At 60.4% G+C, this 12,394-nt stretch carries 12 protein-coding genes; 5 read left to right on the plus strand and 7 right to left on the minus strand.

Translation table 11 applies throughout. The features are described from left to right. Positions 1 to 41 precede the first annotated feature (41 nt). A complete protein-coding gene (locus tag B3I26_RS26340) occupies positions 42 to 380 on the minus strand; it encodes a hypothetical protein (protein ID WP_296262232.1) in 339 nt (112 codons plus the stop codon). A 265-nt stretch (positions 381 to 645) separates the two neighbouring features. Between B3I26_RS26340 and B3I26_RS26345 the strand changes: the two genes are divergently transcribed. Genes B3I26_RS26345 through B3I26_RS26360 form a run of 4 tightly spaced genes read left to right on the plus strand, consistent with a single transcriptional unit; the run spans position 646 to position 7,014 of the window. Further along, positions 646 to 1,818: an efflux RND transporter periplasmic adaptor subunit gene (locus B3I26_RS26345; RefSeq protein WP_296262233.1), complete on the plus strand. Its 1,173-nt coding sequence runs from the start codon at positions 646 to 648 to the stop codon at positions 1,816 to 1,818. Continuing rightward, positions 1,815 to 4,949, plus strand: coding sequence for a multidrug efflux RND transporter permease subunit (locus B3I26_RS26350; RefSeq protein WP_296262234.1), 3,135 nt, complete (start codon positions 1,815 to 1,817; stop codon positions 4,947 to 4,949). The genes B3I26_RS26345 and B3I26_RS26350 overlap by 4 nt, the downstream gene beginning before the upstream one ends. A gap of 24 nt (positions 4,950 to 4,973) precedes the next feature. Then, entirely contained in the window at positions 4,974 to 5,651 is a 678-nt protein-coding gene (locus B3I26_RS26355; RefSeq protein WP_296262235.1) for a heavy metal response regulator transcription factor, read from the plus strand. After that, the gene (locus tag B3I26_RS26360) at positions 5,641 to 7,014 is read left to right on the plus strand and encodes a heavy metal sensor histidine kinase (RefSeq protein ID WP_296262238.1); all 1,374 of its coding nucleotides are present in this window, start codon (positions 5,641 to 5,643) and stop codon (positions 7,012 to 7,014) included. Before B3I26_RS26355 ends, B3I26_RS26360 begins: the two co-directional genes overlap by 11 nt. Before the next feature lie 414 nt (positions 7,015 to 7,428). Here the strand turns inward: B3I26_RS26360 and B3I26_RS26365 are convergent, their stop codons facing one another. Beyond that, on the minus strand, positions 7,429 to 7,767 hold the full coding sequence (locus B3I26_RS26365; RefSeq protein ID WP_296262240.1) for a zinc ribbon domain-containing protein YjdM: 339 nt from the start codon (positions 7,765 to 7,767) through the stop codon (positions 7,429 to 7,431). A 157-nt stretch (positions 7,768 to 7,924) separates the two neighbouring features. On the opposite strand from B3I26_RS26365, the gene B3I26_RS26370 reads away from it, so the two are divergent. Further along, positions 7,925 to 8,353, plus strand: coding sequence for a DUF1810 domain-containing protein (locus B3I26_RS26370; RefSeq protein ID WP_296262242.1), 429 nt, complete (start codon positions 7,925 to 7,927; stop codon positions 8,351 to 8,353). A 166-nt stretch (positions 8,354 to 8,519) separates the two neighbouring features. On the opposite strand, the gene B3I26_RS26375 is transcribed toward B3I26_RS26370, so the two are convergent. From B3I26_RS26375 to B3I26_RS26395, 5 genes are read right to left on the minus strand one after another with little or no spacing between them, the layout of a single operon-like run. Beyond that, a complete protein-coding gene (locus tag B3I26_RS26375) occupies positions 8,520 to 9,407 on the minus strand; it encodes a ZIP family metal transporter (RefSeq protein WP_296262243.1) in 888 nt (295 codons plus the stop codon). 29 nt (positions 9,408 to 9,436) lie between these two features. Continuing rightward, positions 9,437 to 10,048 (minus strand): superoxide dismutase, encoded by a 612-nt coding sequence (locus B3I26_RS26380; RefSeq protein WP_296262244.1) that lies wholly within the window; start codon positions 10,046 to 10,048, stop codon positions 9,437 to 9,439. A gap of 1 nt (position 10,049) precedes the next feature. Then, a complete protein-coding gene (locus B3I26_RS26385) occupies positions 10,050 to 10,511 on the minus strand; it encodes a hypothetical protein (protein ID WP_296262245.1) in 462 nt (153 codons plus the stop codon). A 44-nt stretch (positions 10,512 to 10,555) separates the two neighbouring features. Beyond that, positions 10,556 to 11,932 carry a class II fumarate hydratase gene (locus B3I26_RS26390; RefSeq protein WP_296262246.1) on the minus strand — a complete coding sequence of 459 codons (1,377 nt, stop codon included), beginning with the start codon at positions 11,930 to 11,932 and terminating at the stop codon, positions 10,556 to 10,558. Then, positions 11,925 to 12,320 carry a FagA protein gene (locus tag B3I26_RS26395; protein ID WP_296262248.1) on the minus strand — a complete coding sequence of 132 codons (396 nt, stop codon included), beginning with the start codon at positions 12,318 to 12,320 and terminating at the stop codon, positions 11,925 to 11,927. The genes B3I26_RS26390 and B3I26_RS26395 overlap by 8 nt, the downstream gene beginning before the upstream one ends. Positions 12,321 to 12,394: the final 74 nt, after the last annotated feature.

Genomic DNA, 12,394 nt, shown 5'->3' on the forward strand with positions numbered 1-12,394 from the left:
CAGGGGCGGTTCTACGCACGCGAAACGGGGCACGCGCGTTGTCACTGGTAGGTCAGGGTTACGATGCCGCTGCGCGGCCCGAATACAGTCGATGTGCGCTCGATATAAAACGTCGACACCGGTATCGCAGCGCCCTCACAGGCGTCGTCGTGCTTAACCAACTCGAGTGTCAGGTACGCATTCAATTTGAGGGATTTGTGTTCGTACGAATGCGTAGGGGCAGTCAGCACCCTGGCCTCGCACCCCGCGTTGACGAGCCGCCCGTGGAACACCACCGTGTTTTTCTTTGCTGAGGCTGCTAAAACATCGGGGGCGAACAGTACGAAAGCTTCAATTAACGCCATCGACGAAAGCGTCGAGAAAGCCTGTTTGCTTTTCATCGCCGCAGTGCGGCGTGAAGCCCACCTGTCACTGCTTAGTCGACCCGCCGACAATCGACAAAAATTCATCAACATCCTTATAGGATTTTCCGCCTCCGGATTCGGTATTGTGCTGCTGCACCTTCTCTTTATGCCTGTTCATCCTCGGCCCTTCATCCACCTGACAATATTGACAGGTAGCAGTCATGCTGCTGACCGGGTCAAAGGTTTATAAAGAACGCTGTCGATTATCTGCCCTCCACACTTTCGATGGCGTTATCTCTGTATGTCCCAAAAGAAAAAATCTGTGCTAGCCATCGCCGTTCTTGCTGTGCTGCTTGCTGTGGGTGTCTGGGCAATCAAGCGTCCAGTCGAGAAAAAGACCAGTGAGCCGGCGGCGGTGCCGGTTCAGGTGATCCATGTGGTCAAGCAGGATGTCCCGCGATACGTCACCGGTATCGGTTCGGTGTTATCGCTGCAAAGCGTGGTGATTCGCCCGCAGGTCGATGGCATCCTCACTCGCCTGCTGGTCAAGGAGGGACAACAGGTCAAGACCGGAGACCTATTGGCGACCATCGACGACCGCTCCATCCGCGCGGCCCTGGATCAGACCAAGGCGCAACTGAGCCAGAGCCAGGCGCAACTGGATGTGGCCGAACTCGACCTCATGCGTTACAAACTGCTAACCGTCGACAACGGCATCTCCAAGCAGCAGTACGACCAGCAGCAAGCGCTGGTCAACCAGCTCAAGGCCACCGTGCTGGGTAACCAGGCGTCGATCAATGCCTCGCAGGTGCAGCTTTCCTACACTCAGATTCGTTCGCCGGTGACCGGCCGCGTCGGTATCCGCAATGTCGATGAAGGCAATTTCCTGCGAGTCAGCGACGCAACCGGGCTGTTCTCGGTGACCCAGATCGACCCGGTTTTCGTGGAGTTTTCCCTGCCGCAACAGATGCTCCCGATCCTCCACGGCCTGCTCGCCGCCCCGGCGCCGGCGAAGGTCAACGCCTATGTCGGCGAAGGCACCAACGGGACGTTGCTGGGCGAAGGCAAGCTGATGCTGATCGACAACCAGGTGGCAGCCACTACCGGGACCATTCGCGCCAAGGCGGTGTTCGACAACGCGGCCGAGAAGCTATGGCCCGGCCAGTTGGTGACCGTGCGAATTCAGACCGCCATCGACCACGATGCCTTGAAAGTGCCACCGCAGGTTGTGCAGCGCGGCATGGACCAGCATTTCGTGTATCGGGTCAAAGGCGACAGCGTTGAGGTAGTCCCGGTCAACGTGCTGTATCAGGACAGCGACCTGGTCCTGATCAGCGGCGTCAATGCCGACGACGCACTCATCAGCGATGGCCAGTCGCGGCTCAAGAACGGCTCACGTATCGAGGTGGTAAAGGCTGATCCGGTAGACAGCGTGGCCGACGCCGCGACCGCGTCTACGGGAGCGGTGAAATGAAGGTGCGTGGAGGCGTATCCGCGTGGTGCGTGAATCATCCGATTGCCACCGTCCTGCTGACCTTCGCCCTGGTTCTGCTGGGCTGCATTGCGTTTCCACGGCTGCCGGTCGCGCCGTTGCCGGAAGCCGAATTTCCCACCATTCAGGTCTCGGCAACCCTGCCCGGCGCCAGCCCTGAAACCATGGCCTCATCGGTGGCAACGCCGCTTGAAGTCCAATTCAGCGCCATCCCGGGCATGACCCAAATGACGTCGAGCAGCGCGTTGGGGTCAACCAACCTGACCCTGCAATTCGTCCTGAGCAAGAGCATCGACACCGCGGCTCAGGAAGTCCAGGCCGCGATCAACACCGCATCGGGTCGGCTGCCTGCAGACCTGCCTACGGCGCCGACCTGGCGCAAGGTCAACCCCGCCGACAGCCCGGTACTGATTCTCAGCGTCAGCTCCGATCTGATGCCGGCCACCGAACTGAGCGATGTCACCGAATCCCTTCTGGCCCGTCAGTTGAGTCAGATCAACGGCGTCGGCCAGGTCTCCATTACCGGTCAGCGGCGTCCGGCCATTCGGGTGCAGGCGGCGCCGGAAAAGCTGGCTTCTCTCGGCCTGACCCTGGCCGACTTGCGCGGCACATTGCAGCAGACCAGCCTCAACCTCGCCAAGGGCGCGCTGTACGGCAAGGACAGCGTCTCGACCCTGGCGTCCAACGACCAGTTGTTCCAGGCCAAGGACTACGAGCAGTTGATCGTTTCCTACAAGGATGGTGCCCCGGTTCACTTGCGTGACGTCGCTCACGTCATTAACGGCTCGGAAAATGCTTACGTCAACGCTTGGTCGGGGGATCAGCAAGGCGTCAATATCGTGGTCTTCCGCCAGCCGGGCGCCAACATCGTCGAGACCGTGGATCGGGTGCTGGGAGAGCTACCGCGCTTGCAGGAAATGCTCCCCGCGTCGGTTGACGTCACGGTACTCAGCGACCGCACCAAGACCATTCGCGCGTCGTTGCACGAAGTGGAAATGACCCTGCTGATCGCTATCGCGCTGGTGATCGCAGTAATGGCGCTGTTCCTGCGTCAGCTGTCGGCAACGCTCATCGTGACCGCAGTGCTGGGCGTGTCGCTGGTGGCCAGTTTCGCCCTGATGTACGTCCTGGGATTTAGCCTGAATAACCTGACGCTGGTCGCAATCGTGGTGGCTGTTGGCTTTGTGGTCGACGATGCGATCGTGGTGGTGGAGAACATCCACAGGCATCTTGAAGCGGGCGAAGACATGCACGATGCGGCGATCAAGGGCGCGGGCGAAATCGGATTTACCGTAGTCTCGATCAGCTTCTCGCTGGTTGCCGCGTTCATTCCGCTGCTGTTCATGGGCGGCGTGGTCGGGCGGCTGTTCAAGGAGTTCGCTCTGACCGCGACGTCGACCATTCTGATTTCGGTCATGGTCTCGCTGACCCTCGCGCCGACCCTGGCCGCGCTGTTCATGCGTGCGCCACAACACGACCCTCATGCCAGCCCCGGTTTTGGCGAGCGGCTGTTGGCGCACTATGCCCGAGGGGTCCGCTTTGCCCTCGCCCACCCACGCATGATGCTGGGTATATTCGGCATGACGCTGGTGCTGGCAGTGGCTGGCTACGTACTCATTCCCAAGGGCTTCTTCCCGGTTCAGGACACCGGCATGGTCATGGGAACCAGTGAGGCCGCCGCGGATATTTCTTACCCCGACATGGTGGAGAAACACAAGCAACTGGCGAAGATCATAGGCGCCGATCCAGCGGTCAAAGCCTTCTCGCACTCGGTAGGCGTGAGCGGCAGCAACCAGACCATCGCCAATGGCCGGGTATGGATCGCGCTGAAGGACCGGCAGGATCGCGACGTATCCGCCAGCCAGTTCATCGACCGCATCCGACCCAAGCTGGCGAAAATTCCCGGCATCGTGCTGTACCTGCGCGCAGGCCAGGACATCAATTTGAGTTCCGGTCCCAGCCGCGCGCAGTATCAATACGTGCTCAAGAGCAATAACGGTGCGCTGCTCAATGAATGGACGCAAAAGCTTACGCAGAAGCTGAGATCGATCCCGGCCTTGCGCGACCTGTCCAACGACCTGCAGCTGGGCGGCAGTGTCACCCATCTGGACATCGACCGCAGCGCCGCCGCGCGTTTCGGCCTCACCACCGCCGACGTCGATCAGGCCCTCTACGATGCATTCGGCCAGCGGCAGATCAACGAATACCAAACCGACATCAATCAGTACAAAGTCATTCTTGAACTCGACCCTTCACAGCGCGGCAAGGCAGAAAGCCTGAACTACTTCTACCTGCGCTCGCCGCTGACCCAAGCCATGGTGCCGCTGTCGGCACTGGCCAAGGTTGGCGCGCCGAAGATGGGCCCACTGTCGATCAGCCACGACGGCATGTTCCCGGCCGCCAACCTGTCATTCAACCTGTCGCCGGGCGTAGCCCTGGGCGATGCGGTGCAGTTGCTCGATCAGGCCAAGAACGAGATCGGCATGCCGGCCTCGATCATCGGCAACTTCCAGGGGGCCGCCCAGGCGTTTCAGAGCTCTCTGGCCAACCAGCCATGGTTGATCCTTGCCGCGCTGGTGGCGGTTTACATCATTCTGGGCGTGCTGTACGAGAGCTTCGTGCACCCGCTGACGATTATCTCGACCCTGCCCTCGGCCGGCATCGGCGCACTGTTACTGTTGTGGCTGATGGGCCAGGATTTCTCGATCATGGGGCTTATCGGTATCGTGCTGCTGATCGGCATCGTCAAGAAGAACGGCATCCTGCTGGTGGACTTCGCGCTGGAGGGCCAGCGTCATCGTGGCCTGTCGCCGCAGGAGGCCATTTATGAGGCGTGTATTACCCGCTTCCGGCCCATCATCATGACCACCCTGGCGGCGCTGCTCGGTGCGCTGCCACTGATGCTCGGCTATGGTGTGGGCGCCGAGCTGCGTCAGCCGTTGGGGATCGCGGTCGTAGGTGGTTTGCTGGTGAGCCAGGCGCTGACGCTCTTCACCACGCCAGTGATTTACCTGCAACTTGAGCGAATCTTTCATCGCAGGCATCCGACACAGACCCCGACCACCCCTGCAACGGGTAACCAACCTGCGGCAATGCTCGCGACTGAAAAGTAAGCACAAAAAAGTGAGAGTGGTCCCATGCGCGTCCTGATTATCGAAGACGAAGAGAAAACCGCTGACTACCTGCACCGTGGTCTGACCGAACAGGGCTACACCACGGACGTTGCGCGCGATGGCATTGAAGGTCTGCACATGGCGCTGGAGAGTGAGTATGCGGTGATCATTCTCGACGTCATGCTGCCGGGCCTGGACGGCTATGGCGTGCTGCGTGCCTTGCGCGCCCGCAAGCAGACACCGGTGATCATGCTCACGGCCCGGGAAAACGTTGATGACCGCATCCGCGGCCTGCGCGAAGGCGCGGACGACTACCTGGGCAAACCATTTTCCTTCCTTGAGTTGGTCGCGCGCTTGCAGGCGCTTACCCGTCGCAGTGGCGGACATGAGCCGGTGCAGATCAGCATCGCCGACCTGTGGATCGACCTGATCAGCCGTAAGGCCACGCGCTCGGGTTCGCGCCTTGACCTGACCGCCAAGGAGTTCTCGCTGCTCAGCGTGCTGGCCCGCCGTCAGGGGGAAATTCTTTCCAAGACGTCGATTGCAGAGATGGTCTGGGATATCAATTTCGACAGTGACGCGAACGTGGTCGAAGTGGCGATCAAGCGCCTGCGCGCCAAGCTCGACGGGCCTTTCGAGCAAAAACTGCTGCACACCATTCGCGGCATGGGCTACGTGCTGGAGAGCCGTCGTGGCGAGTAACTCCATCGCCCTGCGCCTGAGCGGCATGTTCGCGCTGGTAGCATTGCTTGTGTTCCTGCTGATCGGCTGGGCTTTGTACCTGCAGGTGGACAAGGGCTTGGGCCTGTTGCCAGCCGCCGAAGTCGACGCGCGTTACAGCGTGCTGGAATCGGCGGTACAGCGCTACGGCAATCCCGAGCATTGGGCGAAGATCACCGCCAAGCTCAAACTGCTCAGTGAGGAAGACAAGCGTCTGCACTTCTGGGTCGTCAGTGATAACCCCGCCTATGAGTTCGGCAATCCCGACGCACAGATCCGCGCGTTCGCCAACGGCCCGCCGGGCATGCGCGATCTGAAGCTGCGCGGTCACGAATATCCGCTCAAGGTGCTGGTCAGTCAGTTCCCGGCCAAGGATCAGCGTCCTCCCTTGCGCTTTCTGACCGCCATCGACACCGAAACCTTCTGGCAGACGCAGCACTCGCTGTTGATCGCCTTGATCAGCCTGGCCGCCATCGGTATCGCCCTGGCGTCGGCCTTGGGTTACTGGGTGGCGCGGATCGGCCTCAAACCTCTGCTGGACCTGTCCCTGGAAGCGCGCAAGCTGGCGCCGCCGCGGTTGTCCGGGCGCCTGCGCTTGTCATCGTTGCCGCCTGAACTGGATCAGTTCGTAACCTCGTTCAACTCCACGCTCGAACGCGTCGAGCAAGCGTATTCGCGGCTGGAGTCGTTCAACGCCGACGTTGCCCATGAACTGCGCTCGCCGCTGACCAACCTGATCGGCCAGACCCAGGTGGCACTGACACGGGGGCGTTCGGCCGAACATTACTTCGAGGTGCTGCAATCGAATCTGGAAGAACTGGAGCGGCTGCGCTCGATCATCAATGACATGTTGTTTCTGGCCAGCGCCGATCAGGGCAGCAAGGCCACCGAGCTGACGGAGTCGTCACTGGCCGAGGAAGTCGCCACTACCCTCGATTATCTGGACTTCATTCTGGAAGACGCGCAGGTGCTGGTTCAGGTGCGCGGCGATGCCAGTGCGCCCATCGAAAAAGCTCATCTGCGACGCGCACTGATCAATCTGCTGCACAACGCGGTACAGCACACCACGCCCGGAGAAGTCATCCATGTGGATATCGCAGAAGAGGAGGATCACGTGAGTATCGGCGTGGCCAACCCCGGCGCGCAGATTTCCGGTGAGCACTTGCCCAAGTTGTTCGAGCGCTTTTACCGGGTCGACGCCTCACGCAGCAACAGCGGCGCCAATCATGGCCTGGGGCTGGCGATCGTTAAAGCGATCGCACTGATGCACGGCGGCACGGTATTCGTGCGCAGTGAAGACGGTGTGAATACGTTCGGGATGAATTTGCCGGGGGTGAGCGACTAGCCGCGCGCAGCTGCTGCAAGGCTTCAGCCGCTCGCATAGGTCTGGGGCGGGCCAGGACGATCACCAAAGCAACCCACGGGCTATCGTGCATCGATGCTGTCGTAAAGGCAGTGATGGTTCCGCACGCTCGGCGTGGGAACGCAGCCTTCAACGCTACGCGCCGCCTTGAGTGGACGCAGAGCGTCCAATGCGGTGTTACCACGCGGAGCGTGGGAAAAATCATGAAAGGCAGTGATGGTTCCGCACGCTCGGCGTGGGAACGCAGCCTTCAACGCTGCGCGCCGCCGTGAGTGGACGCAGAGCGTCCAATGCGGTGTTGCCACGCGGAGCGTGGGAACAATCATCATGCTGTCGTAAAGGCGGAGCGTTGGGAACAATCATTCGTGGGCAAGCGCGCTCCTGCAAATGCGTGCTTCAACCCTTTTTCACGAACTCCGATTTCAACTTCATCGCTCCAATGCCGTCAATCTTGCAGTCGATGTCGTGGTCTCCGTCCACCAAACGGATGTTCTTGACCTTGGTGCCGACCTTGACCACCAGCGAAGAGCCCTTGACCTTCAGGTCCTTGATGACGGTCACGGTGTCGCCGTCCTGAAGGGTGTTGCCGACGGCATCCTTGATGATTTTCACGTCATCGGCGGTTTCGGCCACGCCGTCAGCGGACCACTCGTGGGCGCATTCCGGGCAGACCAGCTGGGTGCCGTCTTCGTACGTGTATTCGGAATTGCATTTTGGGCACGGCGGTAAGCTCACGGCGGATCTCGCATCAGGAAGAAATAGGCGCAAGATTATAAGGGTTTTTAGGGGCCGGCGGGCAATGCGGATGAATTGGCCGGAAACCCTGAGTGTTTTGGCAGTCATAAAATGTATGCGCTGTCGCTGCCGGCGCCGATGATGCGGGAGGCTCCAAATGAACGATCAATACGACCTGCAACGTTTTCTCGATGCGCAACAACCTGTCTACGAAACCGCCCTGTCGGAGCTGCGCAATGGCCGCAAGCGCAGTCACTGGATGTGGTTCGTCTTTCCCCAATTGAAGGGGCTCGGTCACAGCGAAATGGCGCAGCGTTATGGCATTTCAGGACGCGAAGAGGCGCTGGCGTATTTGCAACACCCTTGTCTGGGCGCGCGGCTGGAAAGTTGCAGCGGCGCTCTGCTGCAATGGCGGCAGCGCAGCGCTACCGAGATCATGGGATCGCCGGACGACCTGAAGCTGCGTTCGAGCATGACGTTGTTTGCCAGCGTCGCGCCGCAGCATCCGCTGTTTCAAGAGGTGATTGAAGCGTTCTTTGGCGGCAAGCCGGACAGCGCGACAGTGTCCAGGCTCGGCCAGCGTTAAAAACGTCCGGCAACTGCTGGAACCTCTCCGACCGCTCCGTGCGCTTACGTAGCAAATACAGTGCCTGTAGAAGTGAATTCATTCCCGATTGGCCAGTACAGCCGATAACCTCGGCCCGCTTAACCGCCGCTTCGCGAATGAATTCGCTCTCACAGGTCATCCAAACTCACGCCAATGCCGTGTCCATCACCATCATCAGGCAAAAACCAATCAGCAGCCCGAGGCTGGCGATCTTGTCGTGCCCGTTGCGGCGCGATTCGGGGATGATTTCGTGGGTGACCACCAGCAGCATCGCCCCGGCTGCCAATGCAAGGCCGATCGGCAACAGCCAAGCGGCGACCTCCACCAGCCAGGCACAGAGCACGGCAAAGACTGGCTCGACCAAACCCGAAGCAGCGCCGATCAGAAAGGCATTGAGCCGCGACATACCGGCCGCAGCGAGCACCAGGGCAATAACCAGGCCCTCAGGCACGTCCTGCAACACGATGCCCATCGCCAGGCTGTCGGCATGGGCCAGACCGCCTCCCGCTGACACGCCAACAGCCATGCCTTCGGGAATGTTGTGGGCAATGATGGCAATGACGAACAGCCAGATATTGGGGGGGATCGTCGGTTTTTCCGCCACGTCGGCCAGCTGCGGACCTTGAGAAACCAGCGTATCGACAGCGAATAGCCCGACAGCCCCGCACAGAATGCCAAAGCTGACCAGCGCGCCAGCGCCCCACTGCGTGAAGCCCAGGCTTTGAGCGGCATTTAGCCCCGGCACGATCAAGGAAAACGCGGTCGCGGCGAGCATGATCCCGGCGCCAAAGCCCAGCAAGCCATCGGACACCGCCACCGGCATCCCGCGAATCACCAGCACCGGCACCGCGCCCAAGGCAGTTCCCAGCGCGCAGATGGCACCGCCCTCCAGCGCGGGCAACATCCGAGGCTCAAGACTCAAACACGAGAGCCCTTGGGCAATCAGTAACCCTGTACCGGCCAGTAACAGAACCGAACCCACGGCCAAACGCAACAACCGTCCACTGCTGATGGTGAGAAACGCCGAGCGCATAAACCGCCTTACTTGTTGTTATGAGTAGGTCAACCAATAGCCGACAGATAGCGCCTGGCGACTTCGTCCCAATTCACGACGTTGTAAAACGCGGCGATGTATTCGGGGCGGCGGTTCTGGTAGCGCAGGTAATAAGCATGTTCCCAGACGTCTAGACCAAGAATTGGCGTGTTGCCATTCATCAGCGGGCTGTCCTGGTTGCCGCTGCTTTCAACCACCAGTTTTTTCTCAGAAGTAACGCTAAGCCAGGCCCAACCACTGCCGAAACGCGTCAGCGCGGCTTTGGTAAACGCCTCCTTGAACGCCTCGATACCGCCCAGTTGTGCATCGATGGCCTTGGCCAGCTCGCCTGTTGGCAGACCTGCGCCCTTAGGGCTCATGACCTCCCAGAACAGCGAGTGGTTGGCATGACCGCCGCCTTGGTTGATGACCGCCGGGCGCAGCTTTTCCGGCAACTGACCGACGTTGGCGACCAGCTTTTCGATCGGCCACTCAGCGTACTCAGTGCCTTCGACGGCAGCGTTGAGGTTGTTGATGTAGGTCTGGTGGTGCTTGGTGTAGTGGATTTCCATGGTCTGCGCATCAATGTGCGGCTCAAGGGCATCGTAGGCGTATGGCAAGGCGGGCAAGGTATATGGCATGTCAATGGACTCCAAAGGACAAGGTGCCGGCGGCAGCGGCGTTGCGCTGTAGCGCCGAGCGTGAGTGTTCGCTGCTGCTGTTGAGCAGGCGCAGGGTGCTTGGGTATTCACCGTGTTCACTGATGAAGCCCAACAGTTCGCTGTAGGTTTTGTTGCTGTGACGAAACGCGGCCTGACGCAACGCAGGCGTCAGGCGCAAACTCTGGATCACTTGCAGCAGCCGTTGATGCGCCGAACACAGGTATTCGGCGCTCTCCTGCGGCTGATTCAGGCTCAGGTGCAAATCCGCGAGGTTGTGATGGGAGATCACGAATGCCGCTACCGCCTCGTCAGGGTCGTGCCAGCGCTCCAAAAGCACCTGAGCCAGCGCCAACGCTTGGAGATAAAGCTTGCGAGCGTCGACCAGATCGCCACGGTTGAAACAGCTGTTGCCTTCCAGGATGGTGGTTTTCCAATGCTCCATGGCGCGCCCTCCACAGGCGGTAACGGGGACAGAAACGACGTCGGTCAGATGCCGCCGGCAGTGAGTTTTTCCGGATCAAGCAGCGATTCCAGCTGAGCGCGATCCAGATCGGTGTGCTCCACTGCCACGTCGATGATCGGCCGACCTTCCTTGTAGGCGGTCTTGGCGATATGCGCGGCCTGCTGGTAGCCGATGATCGGGTTCAGCGCGGTGACCAGGATCGGGTTACGCGCCAGGGCTTCCTTGAGTTTGGCCTCGTTGACCTTGAAGGTCGCAATGGCCTTGTCCGCCAGCAGGCGGCTGGAAGTGGCCAGCAGCTCGATGCTCTGCAGCAGGTTGTGGGCGATGATCGGTAGCATCACGTTCAGTTCGAAGTTGCCCGACTGGCCCGCTACGGTGATTGCGGCGTCGTTGCCGATCACCTGAGCGGCGACCATGGCCGCGGCTTCCGGAATCACCGGATTGACCTTGCCCGGCATGATCGACGAGCCCGGCTGCAAGCCTTCCAGCTCGATTTCGCCAAGGCCCGCCAGGGGGCCCGAATTCATCCAGCGCAGGTCGTTGGCGATCTTCATCAGCGACACGGCGCAGGCCTTGAGCTGACCGGAGACGGCAACGGCGGTGTCCTGAGAACCGATCAGGGCGAACAGGTCCTTGCCCGGCACGAAGCCGACATGGCTCAGACGGCTCAGGTGTGCAGCAAAACGCGAAGCGAATTCGGGGTGCGCATTGATCCCGGTACCTACCGCCGTGCCGCCTTGAGCCAGGGCCTGCAAGCCTGGCAGCAGGTTTTCGATATGCTCGACGTTAGCCTTGATCTGCTGCGCCCAGCCGTTGAGCACTTGGCTCAGACGCACGGGCATGGCGTCCATCAGGTGCGTGCGGCCGGTTTTGATGAATGGGTGAACCTGCGCGGCCTTGTCTTCGATCACCTGAACCAGATGCGCAAGTGCAGGCAGCAGTTGCTCATGAATGGCCAGGGCGGCGCTGACGTGAATGGTAGTGGGGATGATGTCGTTGCTGCTCTGCCCGCAGTTGACGTGATCATTAGCATTTATCGGCTCACCCAGCCCGCGGCTGGCCAGGGTGGCGATCACCTCGTTGGCGTTCATGTTGGTGCTGGTGCCGGAACCGGTCTGGAACACGTCAACCGGGAAATGCGTCATGTAATCGCTGGACAGCAGTTGCTGGCAGGCGCTGACGATGGCGTTGCTCTGGCCTTCGGAAATCTGCTTTAACTCAAGGTTGGCCTGGGCTGCCGCAGCCTTGGCCAGCAGCAGCGCACGAATGAACTGGGCGGGCATGCGCAACTGACTGATCGGGAAATTGTTCACCGCACGCTGGGTCTGCGCGCCGTACAAGGCCTCGGTCGGGACCTGCAACTCGCCCATGCTGTCGCGTTCAATACGGGTATTACTCATCGGTAGATCCTTGCATCAGTTCAGCGAGAGAAATCGAGGGCTGCAACACACAGGTCGCCAGCTGATGGGAGAACGCCTGCCAGCGCTGGCGTTGCGCCGGGGATTGCGCGAGGGTTTGCAGATCGCGCAAAGGGCGCCAGGTCTGATCCAGGCACAAGCAACGCCAGTGCCAGGGCAATGCGGTGTCGCGGGCAGTATCGATCAGCAGGCGAAAGGTGCTTTCGGCGATCAACACCTGCGGGGTGGCGGTAAAACGGGCGAGGTAACGGCCTTCGGCCAGGTAATGCTCGATGACTCGCGGCTCGTCGGGGTCCAGGGCACAGCGAATCCGCAGACTCAGCGCACGCCAGTTTTCCAGATAAGGCGACTCGTGCAGGACAGTACCCATAACTTCAGGCTCGTTTAGCGAATGATAGTCATTATTAAATGAGTTTAAGAATCAAAACAACCCCGACGAATGGC

This window comes from Pseudomonas sp. UBA5706 (assembly GCF_002419965.1).
Taxonomy (GTDB): domain Bacteria; phylum Pseudomonadota; class Gammaproteobacteria; order Pseudomonadales; family Pseudomonadaceae; genus Aquipseudomonas.

Excerpts from the sequence above, each read along its gene's own strand:
- B3I26_RS26370 (WP_296262242.1), top strand. The coding sequence starts at position 7,925 with ATGAACGATCAATACGACCTGCAACGTTTTCTCGATGCGCAACAACCT.
- B3I26_RS26350 (WP_296262234.1), top strand. The coding sequence starts at position 1,815 with ATGAAGGTGCGTGGAGGCGTATCCGCGTGGTGCGTGAATCATCCGATT.
- B3I26_RS26375 (WP_296262243.1), bottom strand. The coding sequence starts at position 9,407 with ATGCGCTCGGCGTTTCTCACCATCAGCAGTGGACGGTTGTTGCGTTTG.
- B3I26_RS26395 (WP_296262248.1), bottom strand. The coding sequence starts at position 12,320 with ATGGGTACTGTCCTGCACGAGTCGCCTTATCTGGAAAACTGGCGTGCG.
- B3I26_RS26380 (WP_296262244.1), bottom strand. The coding sequence starts at position 10,048 with ATGCCATATACCTTGCCCGCCTTGCCATACGCCTACGATGCCCTTGAG.
- B3I26_RS26340 (WP_296262232.1), bottom strand. The coding sequence starts at position 380 with ATGAAAAGCAAACAGGCTTTCTCGACGCTTTCGTCGATGGCGTTAATT.
- B3I26_RS26355 (WP_296262235.1), top strand. The coding sequence starts at position 4,974 with ATGCGCGTCCTGATTATCGAAGACGAAGAGAAAACCGCTGACTACCTG.
- B3I26_RS26345 (WP_296262233.1), top strand. The coding sequence starts at position 646 with ATGTCCCAAAAGAAAAAATCTGTGCTAGCCATCGCCGTTCTTGCTGTG.
- B3I26_RS26385 (WP_296262245.1), bottom strand. The coding sequence starts at position 10,511 with ATGGAGCATTGGAAAACCACCATCCTGGAAGGCAACAGCTGTTTCAAC.
- B3I26_RS26390 (WP_296262246.1), bottom strand. The coding sequence starts at position 11,932 with ATGAGTAATACCCGTATTGAACGCGACAGCATGGGCGAGTTGCAGGTC.